The sequence below is a fragment of the Micromonospora sp. DH14 genome (genome assembly GCF_029809455.1).
Lineage (GTDB): Bacteria > Actinomycetota > Actinomycetes > Mycobacteriales > Micromonosporaceae > Micromonospora > Micromonospora parva.
In genome coordinates, this window is sequence record NZ_JARVKT010000007.1 from 212,276 (window position 1) to 227,761 (window position 15,486).

12 protein-coding genes and 1 pseudogene are annotated in these 15,486 nt (G+C 68.7%); 10 read left to right on the forward strand and 3 right to left on the reverse strand.

What is annotated here, in order from left to right; translation table 11 throughout:
• Nucleotides 1-18 precede the first annotated feature (18 nt).
• Nucleotides 19-1,566, reverse strand: coding sequence for a hypothetical protein (locus QCZ28_RS12510; RefSeq protein WP_279516815.1), 1,548 nt, complete (start codon nt 1,564-1,566; stop codon nt 19-21).
• 333 nt (nt 1,567-1,899) lie between these two features.
• On the opposite strand from QCZ28_RS12510, the gene lexA reads away from it, so the two are divergent.
• Nucleotides 1,900-2,550 (forward strand): transcriptional repressor LexA, encoded by a 651-nt coding sequence (gene lexA / locus QCZ28_RS12515; protein WP_279516816.1) that lies wholly within the window; start codon nt 1,900-1,902, stop codon nt 2,548-2,550.
• Between the two features lie 79 nt (nt 2,551-2,629).
• Here the strand turns inward: lexA and QCZ28_RS12520 are convergent.
• Nucleotides 2,630-2,817: pseudogene (locus QCZ28_RS12520) on the reverse strand (transposase); the annotation flags it as partial.
• A 503-nt stretch (nt 2,818-3,320) separates the two neighbouring features.
• Here QCZ28_RS12520 and QCZ28_RS12525 point away from each other — a divergent pair.
• Complete coding sequence (locus QCZ28_RS12525; protein WP_279516817.1) at nt 3,321-5,231, forward strand: hypothetical protein; 1,911 nt, start codon at nt 3,321-3,323, stop codon at nt 5,229-5,231.
• A 359-nt stretch (nt 5,232-5,590) separates the two neighbouring features.
• Here the strand turns inward: QCZ28_RS12525 and QCZ28_RS12530 are convergent, their stop codons facing one another.
• Nucleotides 5,591-6,832 (reverse strand): IS110 family transposase, encoded by a 1,242-nt coding sequence (locus QCZ28_RS12530; RefSeq protein WP_279516863.1) that lies wholly within the window; start codon nt 6,830-6,832, stop codon nt 5,591-5,593.
• Between the two features lie 228 nt (nt 6,833-7,060).
• On the opposite strand from QCZ28_RS12530, the gene QCZ28_RS12535 reads away from it, so the two are divergent.
• From QCZ28_RS12535 to QCZ28_RS12570, 8 genes are all read left to right on the forward strand, one after another.
• Nucleotides 7,061-7,378, forward strand: coding sequence for a helix-turn-helix transcriptional regulator (locus tag QCZ28_RS12535; RefSeq protein WP_279516818.1), 318 nt, complete (start codon nt 7,061-7,063; stop codon nt 7,376-7,378).
• Nucleotides 7,379-7,890: 512 nt separating this feature from the next.
• Nucleotides 7,891-9,162: a hypothetical protein gene (locus QCZ28_RS12540; RefSeq protein WP_279516819.1), complete on the forward strand. Its 1,272-nt coding sequence runs from the start codon at nt 7,891-7,893 to the stop codon at nt 9,160-9,162.
• 475 nt (nt 9,163-9,637) lie between these two features.
• On the forward strand, nt 9,638-9,835 hold the full coding sequence (locus tag QCZ28_RS12545; RefSeq protein WP_279516820.1) for a hypothetical protein: 198 nt from the start codon (nt 9,638-9,640) through the stop codon (nt 9,833-9,835).
• Entirely contained in the window at nt 9,832-10,878 is a 1,047-nt protein-coding gene (locus tag QCZ28_RS12550) for a hypothetical protein (protein ID WP_279516821.1), read from the forward strand. The genes QCZ28_RS12545 and QCZ28_RS12550 overlap by 4 nt, the downstream gene beginning before the upstream one ends.
• Nucleotides 10,879-10,977: 99 nt before the next feature.
• Nucleotides 10,978-12,108 carry a hypothetical protein gene (locus QCZ28_RS12555; protein ID WP_279516864.1) on the forward strand — a complete coding sequence of 377 codons (1,131 nt, stop codon included), beginning with the start codon at nt 10,978-10,980 and terminating at the stop codon, nt 12,106-12,108.
• Nucleotides 12,109-12,179: 71 nt separating this feature from the next.
• A complete protein-coding gene (locus QCZ28_RS12560; RefSeq protein ID WP_279516822.1) occupies nt 12,180-13,463 on the forward strand; it encodes a hypothetical protein in 1,284 nt (427 codons plus the stop codon).
• 339 nt (nt 13,464-13,802) lie between these two features.
• On the forward strand, nt 13,803-14,606 hold the full coding sequence (locus tag QCZ28_RS12565) for a hypothetical protein (RefSeq protein WP_279516823.1): 804 nt from the start codon (nt 13,803-13,805) through the stop codon (nt 14,604-14,606).
• Complete coding sequence (locus QCZ28_RS12570; protein ID WP_279516824.1) at nt 14,603-15,082, forward strand: hypothetical protein; 480 nt, start codon at nt 14,603-14,605, stop codon at nt 15,080-15,082. The genes QCZ28_RS12565 and QCZ28_RS12570 overlap by 4 nt, the downstream gene beginning before the upstream one ends.
• Nucleotides 15,083-15,486 lie beyond the last annotated feature (404 nt).

The following is a 15,486-nucleotide window of genomic DNA, read 5'->3' on the forward strand; positions in this document are numbered from 1 at the left end:
CGTCTTCCAGGGGAACGTTCACGAACTCACCTCGGTCGAAGAGATCATCAGCTGGTTACCCCAGACGGTCGGCCGGTCGATCGTCTGGCCTGTGCGTTCCGCCATGAGCGCCCCGAGCAGGGCGTCGACGCCGGCGGTGGGTTTGTCTCCCGGTTCGGGCTGGTCGGGGGCGTAAGCCCATAGGGCGGCGAGTGTGACCAGTTCGATCACGTCCTCGACCGCTCCGCCCACCTCCTCCGGGTCGATAGCCGCGGCGGCGTCGACAAGCTGGGTCAGCGGTACCGGCTCGAGTTCGGCCTGGCGCAAGACCCTGGTGGCCGCCGCGATCACTGCGGGTGGGTATGCCTGCGCGTCGGCCTCATCGGCGTCGCCGGGATCCTCCGGCACGTACTCGACCGGTGTCACCTGCCGGGTCGGGGCGAGCAGAGCGTCCACCAGATCACCCAGATGCAGGATTCGCGGGAGCCGGAAGCCCAAAATCCGGTCGCTGAACGCCTCGCCGACTGTCTGCGCCTCCGCGGCCGTCATCGTCAGGATCGGCTCGAACAGCTCCCGCTCGACGTTGAGCAGCCGAAGGCGTACGGGCCGGCTGAACACCTGGCGCAGCTGCGCCTGCTGGAGCACCTCTCGCGCCCCGGCGGTCCGCGACGCGAGATCAAGGTGGACGTCACGGATTCGCTGCAACGTCTGGACCAACTCGCCGGATGCACGCCGGACGGCCGCGTCGGACTCGGCGTCGATGCCCGACATGACGTGACCGATGACGTCGCCGTCCTGCTCGATCCTGATCCGCACGTGCCGCCGAGCGCGGGCCAGTCGAGTCGGCACATCCACCAGCCAATCAGCGGAACGCACGTCGCGGCGGGTGGATTCGATGATGTCGGCCAGGGTGGCCGACATCGCCACCGACGCGCGTTCGGCTGTCTCGGCCGTCCGGCCGGCGGCCTCGAAACGGCGATCCTCCAGCTGGCGGCGCAGGACCACCGACAGTGCCTCCTCGGCGTCGTCGACGTCGAGGTTCAGGCCATTGAGGTAGAGCATCACCGCCTGCGGCGAGGCCTGCACGACCGCCCCTGACGGGCTGTCCTGCAACGACAGCAGCTTGAACGGGTACTCCTCGCGGCGCGGCGGCACCGCTCTGACGTCGTGAAAGACGTACACGAACTTACTCTGGTTTTCGGCATCGTTGAGCAAGCCCCGAATGACCCATCGCGCAGCCTCGATCGCCTTCGCCGGGCTGCCATGGCCGTCCATCAGCTGCGCCAATCCGGCCACGGCGTCTACCAGTTGCGCCAGCGTGACTTGCCGAGCGAAACCCATCGAAGCAACCGCTACGTCGATCGCTGCAAGAGCCAACTGCCGCAGGTCGTAGACCCCATCATCGATGCCTGCATGGGCCGCGTTGCGGACCAGACGGGCCACTGGATCGGTGAGCACCAGAGCCCGCCACCTCGCCCGCACCGACGCGTCCGTAGCCGGGGAGCGAATCTCCATAGCCGACTGATCCGGCGATGCGTCCTCGACTGTGAACAGATCGGGCGCCTGCCCATCTTCGGCCAAGGCCATCCTCCTCACGAAATCTGCCACCTAGACGAAATCGACAGTCAGCTGTTCGTTGATGACAGATGGTGACACATGGAGCTGACATAAACCGCTACTCGCACATTTGTACTAGGCGGCTGGTCGTTGGCGATACGATCCGGGCTACGGTCGCCTCCCGGCGTTCAGCAGCTTCCAATGGCCGCGGGGCCACCTCTATCCCACGACCGTGACCGGCGTACGCCTGCAGGACACCCACGCGCCACGCGTCTCGACATCCCGCCGCGGCCACACCGCCCACGCGATTCGACACGCCCTAGTTAGTACAGGTGATCGAAGATTGCGGGTACCGTCTCAAACGTGACCGTTCTCGGCTCGTCACCGGATCCGCCCTCGCCAACGAAGCGGCAACAACAGATCCTCAACGCGATCCACGAATGGGTCGAGCGACACGGTTACCCACCAACGGTACGCGAGATCGGCGCGGCCGTCGGTTTAGGCTCCCCGTCCTCCGTGGCGCACCATTTGAAGGTCCTCCAACGACGTGGCCTGCTGCGGCGGGCCTCTGGTGGCGCGCGGGCGGTCGATACTCGACCCAGCTCCGTCGGCGCTCCGGGAGCCCAATCCGGCTCCGCTTCCGGTACGCGTGTGCCGCTGTTGGGATCCATCGCCGCAGGCACCCCAATCCTCGCCGAGGAGCACATTGAGGAGATGCTCTCCCTGCCGTCGGATCTGGTAGGCCGGGGCACCCTGTTCGCACTGCGAGTGCGAGGCGACTCTATGGTCGAGGCCGACATCTCCCCCGGCGACGTCATTGTGGTACGCCAGCAGCCGGTAGCCGACAACGGCGACATCGTCGCAGCCCTCGTTGACGGTGAGGCCACCGTCAAGCAGTACCGCAGCCGCGACGGTCACATCGAACTCGTCCCCCGCAGCCGTTACCACCCGATCATCCCAGGTGACCACGCGACGATCCTCGGCAAAGTGGTCTGCGTAATGCACCGCCGATGAACACCGCATCAACCACAACGCATCCGAGGGACAGCGACGGCAGCCGACCTGCCCGACGGCCGCCCGCCAGCGTCACCGCGCGTGCCGAGACCCGGGTGGCCCTGCCAGCGACGTTGTCGTAGCCGACGAGCATCTCCCACTCGGCGAGGGGGTGGGGCAGGGCGCGGGCGGCGTCGGCGATCACATAGGCGCCGCAGGCGTCGGTCTTGGCGTTGCCCGAGCGCAGGTCAGGGAATGTCGCATCGTCAGGCCGGGCAGGTAGGCCACCGGTGAGGCCGGCGGCATCGGCCAGAGGGCGTCGGCAGTGTCGTCGGCCTAAGGTTTCCACAGTGGAGGTGCGAGCGAGGTCGCCGTCGCCCAGCTCAAACCTCAGCGCGCACCACGCGGGGCCATCACCGGAGTGTGGGGCGGTTGGCACAGACGGGGGCTGGCTCACGCGCGGGGTATGACGCGACCCTAACCCACGCAGAACTCTATGCGGGAGCCGTGAATTTCTACCCCGACTCCGGAATACACCCCCACCATCGGACCAGCCCTGCTTGAGTGCGCCGTGGGTAGTCGCGGTGTTGTGGGCAGAGTCGTACCACTGAGTAAGGTCCGAGAATGTTTGGTTCTCGGACCTAACTCCGGCGGCTCGTCCGCCGACCGCCAGAGGGCGGCGAGGAGTCCGCAAGGTAGGTGATTGACACCGCCGTGTTGCTCTTTGAGCGCGGCATGGTTGGCGTGTCCCGACTGGACTGTTACCTTCTTCGCAACAGGAGGGTTGAGGCATGACAATGACACGTTCCCGCTCGCACACCCTGGCGCAGTTCGCCCGCCGGGCGCGGATGAGCGCCCAGCGGCTGCGGGTACTGCACGGCGAGCGCCGGCTACCGGCGCCCGATGGCGTCGACCCCGACGGCGCCGACGTGTGGAGCGCCGCCACCATCGACCGGTGGCTGCGCGCCACCGGCAGGACGGTGCCCGACGACGCGGTGTGGCCGTACGGCTGGCCTGACGCGACCGAGCCAGCCGAGGTGATCTGGTCCGGCGACGTCGACCTGCCCCGCGGGCACACCGCGGCGGTGACCATCTTCGACGGCGCCGGCCAGCCGGTCATCTACGCCGTCGGCTACGTCGGGCAGGACGTCAGCCGTGACACCATCGCCGCCGCCGCCATCGCCCGGCTCGATCCGGACCGCCGCCCCGGCGCCGTCGTCGTACAGCCCTTCCTGCTCGACCCCCGCGCCGACGGGCCGTACCCACACCTGGAGCTGTGGCGGATGCCCGAAAACCCCGAGGCGGAGGCACAGCGCGCACCGGACCCCGCACGACCAGCGCTGCCGGCGATGCTGCGTCGATTCCTGCCCGAGCGCGAGCGCGAGCCGGTCGCCGCGATGCGGCGACCCGTCATCGGCCGGCAGCGCCGCCCAGACGCGCCGGAGTATGCCGGCTCGCTGTTCGCCTCTGAGGTCGCCCGGGTACTGGGCCGGCCCGTGCCGCTGTGGTGGGCCGGCACCACCACCCCGCAGATCATGCGGACCGTCCGGTTGCTCGAACAGGTCCGCCCACTACCCATCCCTGACACCATCACTGAGTGGCCCGCCGCCATCGCCCGGCTCACCGCCGCGCTGGAGCACTCCGTGCACACCACCTACCCGCAGGCCTTCGCCCTGCTCGCCCGCGATGCCCGCGCGGTGCACCGCGACGTCTCCACCGCGCTGACATATCCAGGCACCGGCGACGGCTGGTATCTCGCCGCCGCTCCCGAGCCGCCCACCTGGCCCGCCGTGGCGGAGCAGCGCGCCGCCGTCGCCGCGGGCCGCGACCTCGACCCCGAGGCCGCCGCCGACGAACTCGACCGGCTCACCCAAGTCGAGGCCGACCTGCCCTGGCGCCCCGACGACCCGTACGGCGACGCGCTGCGTCAGGCGATCCTGCTGCTACGCGGCGAGCTCGCCGCGACCCACCCCGAGCGGGTCTACACCTTCTGCGTCACCTACAGCTGGCCCGACGCACACGGCCCAATCCACGACGAATACCGCCGACACCTCACCCGGCTCACCCCGGCCGACGCCCACGGTGACCCGGACCGTCCCACTCGTCGGCTGGTCCGCCTGCTCACCGAGGACGCCACCGACGCCGCGATTGCCCACCACCAACTGCTCGACCGGGCCCGCGAACGTTTGGTCGAGCTCTACCGCGACCCGCAGGGGCGCCTGGTAGCGCTCCTCACCGCCGGCATTGCCGGCATCGCCGACCACCTGCTCATCGAGTGGCCCACCAGCATGCCGCCGGCCAGCTGGACGGCGCAGACCGTCATCGCCGCCGACAAGACCTACTCCGCCACCGGCCTGTTCGCCCTCACCCCCGGCCCAGACGGGACGCTCCTGGCGCCGCAGCCGGTGCCCAACCCCGGAGACGAGCCGCGCTACACCTTTGGCTACGACGGCAACTCCCCCGCCGTGCTGTATCAGGCCCTCGTGCGATGCGCCCTGGGCGACTGGACCGCCGCCGCCCAGGAGAGCTGGGTACAGCAGGTCTCCGCCACCCACGACGACCGTCGTCGGCGGCCGCACAGCCGGCTGTGGCAGCAGATCGTTGCCAGCCAAAGCGCCCTGCGCCTGTCGTGGGCCGACGTGCAGCAGTGGGCCCACGACGACCAGGAAGCACTGCCCCTCCGACACCCGGACCGCCAATGACCGAGGACCCTGCCCCTCGTCAGACCTCAGCCCAACAGAAAGACCCCGACGCCGAACCCGCCGCCCTGGCCGAGGCCCTACGTCGGCTCGTGTCGCACGTCGGCACCGTGGACCGGGTATCCGGGCCGTCGACGCCGCGCTTGCGCCGCGGCCTATCCGCGTCTTCATCTGCTGCGGGTATGGCGACACGCTGCATACCAGGCATGGAGGGCTCCTTAGTGCAGTCCAGGTGGCAAAGATGCGTGGTCGCGGGCGGCCGCGCGGCCACGCGGTCGTTGGCGAGAGGGAACCGGGGTCGCCTTTCCCGCGTGAGGGCTCGTGGGCCCGGGGTGCTCCTGGGCGTCGTCCCGGCTCCCGGCTTATGCGTCCACAGTCGCGGTGCTTTGGGGTTCGGTGGTGGGGAAGGCGCGACCTTCGTCGTATGAGGTGCCGGTGCGCAGGCAGAAGTGCAGGCCGCCGAGGAAGTGGGCGTAGACGCGCCTCAGCGCCGCGGGGTGACGGTCGCCGGCAGCGCGGCGACGGTCATAGAGGCCGCGCGCGCCAGGGCTACAGGTGAGTGCGGAGAATGCCCAGAGGTGTCCGGTCTCGGCAAGAATTGGGTTGGACTTCCGGCGGTAGCTAACCTTGTGGGAGGTGCCGCTGGCCCAGGTGATCGGTGTCGCGGCGCAGAACGCGCGCAGGTTCCGGGCGCTGGGGAAGCGGGCGGGGTCATCGCCGAGTTCGCCGAGAAGCCGGGCCGCGAGGACTGGGCCGAGGCCGGGGAAGGATCGGTAGATCGGCGTGTGCGGGTGTCGCTCGGCGAGGATGTCAACGTGCGTCCACAGGCTCTGTGCGCTCTTAAGCATGGCGTCGAGTTGGGCGAGCAGCGCGGTGGCGTGCTGACCCATCGCCTCTTCGATCGTTGGTGGCTGGCGGAGGGCGCGGGTGTGGAACAGGGCGTGCAGGCGGGCCGCCTCGGCGGTGATGAGCCGGGTTCGGCCGGCCGCGGTGAGTAGCGTTTCGAGGCGTCCGGTGGTCAGCCGGGCGGCGCGGGCTGGAGTGGACGCGGCGGACAGGACAAATCGAGCCTCCGGCCGGGTGATGCCGCCGGGCAGGTGCGCCCAGGCGGTCACGGCGGCCGGGTAGTAGTCCCGCAGCACCGATCGCAGCCGCCCGGCCAGCAGCAGCCCGGCGCGTTGAGTCAGTCGATGTGCACGAGTCAGATCACGCACCGCCACCGCCTGCTCTGACAGCGTCGGCGCGGGCCGGTGAGCGTCACCGTCGACCCGCAAGACGTGCGCCAGCAGCCGGGCGTCCCCGCGGTCAGATTTCTTCCGTTGCACCGCGGTCCGGCTGCGATAGTTGGCGACTTGCGTCGGGTTGAGCACCACCACCGGTTGGCCAGCTTTACGCAGGCCCGCAACCATCAACCCCTGCCCAGTCTCGATCCCGATCGGGATCGCCCGCCGGTTCCTCTTCACCGCCCGGAGAACGCCCAGCAACTCAGACAGGCCGTTGACATCGTCGGCCACCCGTACGTGGCTGACCAGATCACCCCTGCGGTCGATCACGGCCATGTCGTGGTGACTCTCGCCCCAGTCGAGGCCCGCGTAAAACACCATGACCACCCGGTTTCCGCTACTAGAACTGCAGCTTGGGGCTGGCCGGGTGCACGATCTCGCCCGAGGGCTCACAGGCCCAGGATCGCAAGGGGCATAACCCGACCAGCCGGGACCCGAAGATCACCATCACGAATGGTAAATAAATTTACCGCGCGTGTCGAGGCGCCTCCCTCGCCCACCGATCAACACCCTGACGAGAGACATGGACGGCTCGACGGAGGGGTGACGGTGGCGCGCAGCCACGGCGAGAACGCACCCAACACCTACGTTCAGAACGGGCATTGGCCCGAGGCGACCCTTCGTCCCGACGCGCCCGGCAGCGCGCACTACGCGCAGGAGTTCGCGCGGCGCCTCGCCGCAGAAATGCGCGGACGCCCCATCAGCAACCGAGAGCTCGCCAGGTTGGCAGGCCTAAGTCATCCGACCATCGGTTCAGCGCTCAACGGAGACCGGTACGTCGATTTGCGCACCCTCGCCAACCTCGAAGTAGCCCTGGGCGTCGAGCTATACCCCGTTCGCATGTACGAGCGATTAGAGATGAAATAACCCTCTCCTACCGCATGCCGCCCTCGGCGGTCAGCGCGGAGACGTAAGGCCTCGCGATTCGCCGGGGCGGCGTGCGTCATCGGTGGTTATCTCAACTGCTCGGCGCCGCCGCCAGACTTAGGGACGTCGCCGTCGTGGGCGCCTCGGCCAGGGCCGTGGACGACGGTGCTTGGGGTGGTGGCGTGCCGGTCGGGTTGGCCGGCTGGTTGCGCCGGATGAACCGCGCCAGGCCCGCACACCTAGTGCGTTGAGGATGGCCGACACTCGCTGGAAGCTCGTTCGGGGCTGCACTCTGTCACCACCTTCTCGCATGATGTATAGATGGCGGGTGCTCCGCGCTCACCCGGCGCAACCAAGCGGCGCGGAGCACCCTGACCGACCAGCCAGTCAGCACCGATCGGCGCGGATAACTTTCCTCGACGTCCCTAATGTCGGGAAAGAGGTCCGGAGCAACTCCCGACAACATCGGTCGTTGTCGGGACCACCCTCGTGCATCAAGGACGACCGACCGCATGAGCACCGGCCAGCGCGAGCCGCGCCGCAACGCCCGCCCGTACACCGTCGACGAGGACACCATCCGCACGCGGTCCGCCAACCCGGACGCCGCCGAGTACACCCTCTACGTGCGATCCCTGATCACCGACTACCTGGGTTTCGGCGGGCAGGCGAAGGTCCTCGAGCACGCCCACAACCGGGGCTTGCACTACCCCGGTCTCAACCGGCAGAAGCTATCGGAGCAGCTCAGCCGCTACCGCCGTGGGCCGACCTGGGAGATGACCGAGCTGATCATCGCCTGCCTTCCCGACACCTGCGACACCGCCGGCATCCGCGCCCTCGCCGCCGGCTGGTACCAGTGCGCCCGCGGTCAACTGCCCGATGGTTACGACGGTCCGGTCAGCCGCCCGCCGGGCAAGCCCGGGCTGCGCAACGTCCCGGAAAGCGAACCCGCCATCTCGGTCCTGCAACGCCAGGTCGCACGCCTGCAGGAACGCCTGCGCGCGGAGACCGAGCGCCACGTCAGCAACCTGCGGACCTCGGAGAACGCCCGTAACCAGGCGGTCCGCCAAGCCAATCAGCTTGAGGTGCAGTTCCATCAGGTCAGGGAGGAACTGCTGAGGGTGCGTGGCATCGCCGCGGAAATCGCGACGATCCGCGAGGAGTACGCGCGCCAGTGCGTCGCGCTGGAACTTCTCGCCGCGCCCGGCCTGCGCACGACACCCATCATCGACCTGCCGCAGCTGCCCGCCACCCGCCGACGGATCCGCTTCGGGCTCCTCGTCGCCACGATCGACGCCCAAGCGCCACCCACCCGTAGGGCCCTGGCACGCTACCTATGCGTCTACGCCGAATTCGACGGCATCTCCCCCACCGAGCTAGCCACCCGGGCGGACATCGCGACCGCGGTGACGACGGACATCCTCGCCGGCCGTCACGTGCCCACCGCCGCCCACGCCAGCCGCCTGGCTGACGTCCTCCACTGCGAACCGGACACTCTGCGCCACCTCATCAGCGCCGCCAGCAGCAGCACCGCCGTCGACGAAGACTTCTGGAGCATCGCCCGCTCCGTCGACGCCCCACCCCCACCGGAGGCCCCGCCCACCGCCGGGGGCGTTGTCGGGATGGATCCCGACAACCCTGTCACGCGTCCACACCCCGACCCGACAACCCCGTTGGCCACCCCGATCGTGGACCGGCTGCGCCAACTCGCCGCCCTCCACCAGCAGGGCGTGATCAGCGACGGTGAACACGCCGAGCAACGTGCCCGGATCCTCGGCGAGCTGTAACGGCCACGATGTGCCTGCAGACACCCGTCGTATCTCCGCGAGCGGTTCTGAATCCCCGCGCCCCGACCACCTTCTCGTTGGTTGGCCTCAGCGATGATCGCCACGGCCAGTCGTCCGTCCCGTCAGGCACCGCGCGGGCGTCGCGCGATTCTGGGCCGGGAGGTGAGCCCGGACGGCTGTTGGCCGGGCAGCCCTGGGCCGGGCGAGCGAATCCCGGGTTGATCAAGAAGCACTTGTATGCCTGTTCACCTCTACCCGCTGACCACACCAGAACGTCTCCGCTACTTCCGTAGCACTTCTGGTGTGGTCAGCGGGCACACGGCATTCAAGATCGGCAACGAGACAACCCGGTGTGGAGCCGTCACTCTTGCATCTGGCGCTGCTGTTCGGCAGGCCGGAAATGGGGCTTCCGCCCACCATCGACCGTTGGAAGTTGGACGGCGGGCGGGAGCCCGTACCGAATGGAGAATGACACATGCTCGGCCTCGATGACCAGCACGGATGGGCGGCTGCTGTCCTGCTGATCACCCTCCCCACCATGGTGGTGTCGCTCGGTGTCGTCTTGGTGGCGGTCCTGGCGCTGGCCGCCCGCCAATCGCGGACTCGCCGCCACTGCATCGACGTACTCACCCAACTCACCCGGTTCGTCCGTGCGCTGAGGGGTGGACGGTGAGCGTCAACTCGCCGGTGCCGCCGGGTCGCCCCAGGGCGGCCCGGCCGCCCCGGGCGGCCATCAACGACCGGCTGCTCAGCGCTTGCGATGGGCCCGAGGGAAGCATTCTTCTGCACGAGGAGGTCCGGCAAAACCTGGAGGATCTCTGGCTGTACGGCGGCAATCGCGACGGCAAGACCCCAGGGCCCCGCCCCGAGTACATCTTCATCCGGCCGGAGTTCCTGCAGCAGCAGCCCGGCGCCGATCACGGGCCGGCCCTGGCCCGCCTGGTGCCCGCCAGAGGGCTGCCGCTTCGCCTGGAGCTGCTCATGCTCTTCGACGCGCAGTGTCGGTACCGCCGCGGGGAGCGGGCCCGCGTCGACCGCACATTCGAGGACGTGGAGGCAAACGCGCCGATCAAGAGCTGGCAGAAGGTGGTGCTCTCCGACACCAGCTCCGACTACCGGGAAGCCGGCGTACTGCGGGGTCGGCAGATCAAGGAAGCGCTGCGCGTGCTCGACAAGCAGCACCTGGTGGACATCGGCCCGGACAAGAGCCGCCCCGGACGGCGGGATCTCAACCGGATCACGCTGCTGTCCGAGGCCAGCAGTCCGGTCAACCGGCCGAAGTACACGGTGCCGGAGCGCGGCGTGCGCGTCTCGCGGCATTTCTTCACCAGCCTGTGGGTGTTCGCGCTGACCAACACCGAGATCGCCATTTTCCTCGCACTCTCAGCCCGACGGGCGTCCTTCCCCCTCGCTCACACGGGGGACGGTGTGTACGTAGTGAAGGAACACCGCCGCCAGTTCGGGTTGAAGGACAACACCTGGCGCAGCGCCCGTGAGCTGCATACCTACGGCCTCGTTAACCGTGTCCACGACAACGAGCGCGATACTCAGACTGGCACGATCAGCGACTTCGGCGCCCGCTGGAGGAGGGGCGAGGTCATGCCGACGCGGTTCACCATCGTCGACGCAGCGCTGGAGCAGCCGGCGGTACCCACCATCGACCGAGTCCTGAACAACCCCACCCCCGAGGATCAGTGGAGGCAGTGGTTCACCTGAACACGTCGTACGGCCTCAGGTAGGCCAGTGTCTACGACCTTGCGAAACTTGCGCTACGGGCGGCTCGTCGGGGGCTATCAGTACACTCCGGGTCTGATGATGTCCTCGCCGATACAGCGCGCGACCGCGACGGGCCGGATCACCCACGTCACCCGCCGTCGCCTGGTCGAGGGGTTCGCCGCCATGGCCACGGCACACTGGAGCGGCGACCTCGACGAGCCAGACTTCCTGGCCCGGCTCTACCCGCTGGAGCAGATGCCGAGCATCGACCCGCGCTACGACACCGCCGGTCGGGACATCGTGCAGCACCGTGTGGTCAACCCATGCGACTGGCCGGACGACTGGGTCTTCACCGATGAGCGGTTTGGGCTGGCGGACAACGATGAGGCATTGCTGGCCTTCCTCGTTGAGATGCTGCACCCCGAGGTCCGCACCAACCTGGCCGAGGTCGAAGAGCTTCGAGATTTCATCAACAAGGTACTGATCCACGACGGCTACGAGATTGTCCAGGTCGATGCCATCAGCGGTGCCCCGATCTTCGACTACCGCCTCATCGGCTCCGGCGTGCGCGGCTCCATGAAGAATCTCATCTTCGCCGCGCTCGGGCCCAAGCCGGAGATCGTGCTCGACGATGCCGTCAACAACGACCTGCACTTCGTCCGCAACGCCGACAACTGCCTGGTGTACGACCGGCCGCTGGGCGCACACGGCCTGAGGTGGGCCGAGCTGACCGACTGGTGGGCCGATCGACAAGGGATGACCGGCGAGCCGGAGCGGGACATCTCACGCAGCCTCTATCGAAGGCTGGACCAGTCGCTCGACGACAACGACGCCGAACGGCGCATCCTGCGCACCTACGCCGAGCGCTACGTCCGGCTCGGTCCCGACATCCCAGCGCTGATCCCGCAGGTCTACCTGCACTACGACCCATACACCGCGACCGAGCGACGGGCACCCGGCCGGCTCCCACGTCAACGCATGGACTTCCTACTGCTCCTGCCTCACCGGGCCCGCGTCGTCATCGAATGCGACGGCAAGCAGCACTACGCCGACGTTGACGGCCGCGCCAACCCGCGCCAGTACGCCGACATGATGCGCGCAGATCGCGACCTTCGCCTGAAGGGGTACGAGGTATACCGCTTCGGCGGCGCCGAGCTCGCCGACGACGATGCCGCCCAGCACCTGCTCGGCGCGTTCTTCGACCGCCTGCACCAGCGGTACCACTCATGACCGGGACGCAGGCACCAGGCCAGTGTCGGTGTCCTCGCCTACAGTGACACCCGTGCCCAAGGGACGACACGGTGGATAGCCGGACGAGCCAGGAACTCGCCACCGTGTCGCAGATGTTGGTCCAAGCCGGGAACCAGCACGCGGCGCGGCTACTGTCACTAGCCGAGCAGGCAGAGATCGGGCAATCGGTGCCCTGGGAGCCCGCGCCCGTTCCCGTGGTGCTGCGCGTACATCCCGCGTTCGTCGGGCTGTTCCGGCCGGCGGATCTGCAGGTGATCGCGGCGCAATTCGATCGGGTCCGGAAGTGGGGAAACGGCGACAAACACCAGGTGAGCATCGCACCCGTGCTCGCCGACCCCTTCGCCCACAACGACCTGGGCAGTGGCACGGACGCCATGCAGCTGCGCGACGAGATCGCCGAGACGTTGTGGCAGGTCAGCGCCACCAAGCTCCCGGACGTCTGCCGGGCGCTCGGGCTCGAAGATGGCGACGTCGACGAGGCGATGGCCAGCAAGCGCGCGTACGTGCGCAGCCGAACCAGCGACTACACCCTGGACCAGCTGTGCCAGCTCGGCTCACGTGTCGTCGAGCAGCACTACCGCCCTCGGCTGTGGGGGCTGCTCCAGGTGCACGCCGGCCGACGTACCGGAGTCGACTCGCCGTTCAAGAACCTCATCTTCGCCGCGGACGGTCCCAAACCGGAATTGGTGCTGACCGACGCGGTGAGCAACACCATCGAGATCAGCAAAAACGGCGAGTTCTGCCTCGTCTACGACCGCGGCTTGGACCCCAGCGGGTTGAGCTGGCGGCAACTGGTCACCTGGTGGACCGAAACCCACGCTGAGCCGGGGACCAGCGAGCAAGAGGCCGGCCGGCAGCTGTACCTGCGTCTGCGGCGCTCACTGGACCGCGACCGCAAGCCCTCCGACCCACCCGGCCCGGAGCGGCAGGTGTTCCGCGCATACGGCGGGCTGCTCCGCGAACACGGCTTCGACTTGCCGGCGCTGATTCCACAGGTCTACCTGCACTACGACCCCTACACCCGGGCCCAGCGGCGCGAGCCGGGACCGCTACCACGCCAGCGGATGGACTTCCTGCTGCTGATGCGCGGCCGTTGGCGGCTCATCCTCGAGTGCGACGGCAAGCAGCACTACGCCGACGAGGACGGGCGGGCAAGCCCTCGACGCTACGCCGAGATGGTGGCCGCAGATCGGGAACTGCACCTAGCCGGCTACGAAGTCGTGCGCTTCGGCGGCGCGGAGTTCCAGTCGCAGGAACAGTCCCTGCCGATGCTGCGCCACTACTTCACACGGTTGTTCATCGCACACGGCTACCTGCCCGAATCCACGACGTGACATCGCCGGCGGACGGCCGGACCGCATACCAGCACCTCGTATCGGCGAGCCGGGCACGTGCCATCCGAGCGGGAACCTACCTGTAGATAGGGCGTCATCTCCGGCGGTCTACTTCCGGGTACCGGGGTGACGGCGAGCCACACAAGCTTGGTGCATCAGTGTCTGGACGGCGCTCCTGACCTCGACGAGGTGTGGTCCTCCGCCGGCGCGCAGCTGCGCGCCGACGCGCCGAGCGGATGGCGCCTCGAACACGATCACCACGCCTATACGAGTTGCGCAAGGAATAGTGAAGTAGTTTGCCTCTTTACTACTTGGCAGAAGCCGCGCTATGTTGCGGACATGCCGGATCTCATTGATGACGTCGCCCGTCTCCTTCACCCACCCCCGCTGCTGCGCCTCGATGCCGACGACGCCGAGCGCGAGGCGACCGAGCACTACCGCCAGGACGTCGACGCCGCCCGCGAGGGCACCGCGGCGCAGTTGCGCACCCTGGCCGAGCGCCACGACATCGACCCCCTGCTGCACGCCCTCGCCGAACAGGTCCGCGTCCGCGACGAGGCCGAGCGCCACATCCGTCTCCTGGTCGGCTACGCCCGCGAGTGCGTCGCCCCCCGTCCGTACACCCTGGAGGCCCTGGCCGGCGCGATGCACGCCTCGACCTCCACCGTGCGCGGCGTATTCGACCACCAGGACATCGAGCAGGTCACCTCGCTGACCGGGCGCCGCAGCACCGTCGTTCAGTCCCCCGCCGATGAAGCGACGCGGCAACGACTGATCGTCGCCCTGGAGGACCGCACCCGCGAGCCGGCCCGCGCACACGTCGCCGGAGTCGCCGCAGCCCTCCACGACCTCGGCTTCACCGCCTACCCGCCGGTGTCGCGCACCGCCAACCCCAAGCATGGCCGCCAGTACATCCGCCACGAGCGGCGCTGGCCCAACGGCACCGTCATCTCGCTGTACCAGGAGCCCGCCGGCTTCGTCGCCGTCCACGGACACATGGCCGAGGACGACCCCCGCTGGTACTCACAGCTGTACGGCATCGCCGACGACGGCGAGCTTGTGAGCGCCGCCGACGTCGCCGAATCCCTCGCCGCCTACGTCGAGCGGCTCACCCGCTACGACGCCGACAAGGTCACGCGATGACAGACGACGCCCTGCCCCGCGAGGAAGCCGACCGCTTCGGCGGTCCGGACACCGAGCCGGCCGCCGTCGCTGCCAGCGCCCGCGTCAGCTACCAACTCACCTACGCCCGATCCCCCGTGACCCGCCGCTTCTCCCCCGGCGAACTCACCGGCCCGGACATCCCCTGCGCCTACGACGGCCCGATCGCCGCGTCCGGGTACTGGGAAGACAGCAGAGACCTCGACGAGCTGCGCCCCGACCGCACCGACAACGACTGGATCGGCCGCTACGCCGGCTACGCCCTCGCTGAGGCCATCCACGAAGCCCTGGAGTGGCTCCGCGTCGACGGCCAGCCCTGGCTCGACCCCCACGGCCGGCACGGCGCACAGGTACACGCCGCAGTAGACGACCTCGTAGACCATCTGGTTCGCATCAGATCCGGCGTGCCACCCGGCGACCGGCATCCGGAAGACGGAAACGGGCGTGGCGTTCGCTGAGATGGGTGCCGCCGGCCGTGCCGCGTGCGCCCACGCCGAGGCACCGGAGGGCGCAATCGCCCTCACCTATCCGGGCGCGTGGCGGCGCCGTCTGTACTCGACAACCACGGCCACAGTCAAAGCCGGTCACGCTCGGCGACGGCTGCGCGATGCCGGAGTGCCGGTCCGCGCCACTCGCACCGCCGCGCTGCTGCAACTCGCCGTAGAACTACCCGCGGGTCTGCTCGCCCCCTGGCCTGGGCATCGACATCAGCAGCGCCGTTGATTGGCAGCGTGCCGCTGCCAGTGACTGGCATTCCTACGCCGCGAGAGCTGCTGCCAATCGCGCAACAGCCGACGAGCCCTAGCGTCGCCAGGACGCAGGCTGCCCCCTACGGGTGCGGTTCGACGGATTCCGTCTCCAG

What these genes read in the sequence shown, in the direction of transcription:
- QCZ28_RS12510 (WP_279516815.1), bottom strand. Translation starts at nt 1,566, where the DNA reads ATGGCCTTGGCCGAAGATGGGCAGGCGCCCGATCTGTTCACAGTCGAG.
- QCZ28_RS12525 (WP_279516817.1), top strand. Translation starts at nt 3,321, where the DNA reads ATGACAATGACACGTTCCCGCTCGCACACCCTGGCGCAGTTCGCCCGC.
- QCZ28_RS12530 (WP_279516863.1), bottom strand. Translation starts at nt 6,832, where the DNA reads ATGGTGTTTTACGCGGGCCTCGACTGGGGCGAGAGTCACCACGACATG.
- QCZ28_RS12540 (WP_279516819.1), top strand. Translation starts at nt 7,891, where the DNA reads ATGAGCACCGGCCAGCGCGAGCCGCGCCGCAACGCCCGCCCGTACACC.
- QCZ28_RS12545 (WP_279516820.1), top strand. Translation starts at nt 9,638, where the DNA reads ATGCTCGGCCTCGATGACCAGCACGGATGGGCGGCTGCTGTCCTGCTG.
- QCZ28_RS12555 (WP_279516864.1), top strand. Translation starts at nt 10,978, where the DNA reads ATGTCCTCGCCGATACAGCGCGCGACCGCGACGGGCCGGATCACCCAC.
- QCZ28_RS12565 (WP_279516823.1), top strand. Translation starts at nt 13,803, where the DNA reads ATGCCGGATCTCATTGATGACGTCGCCCGTCTCCTTCACCCACCCCCG.
- QCZ28_RS12570 (WP_279516824.1), top strand. Translation starts at nt 14,603, where the DNA reads ATGACAGACGACGCCCTGCCCCGCGAGGAAGCCGACCGCTTCGGCGGT.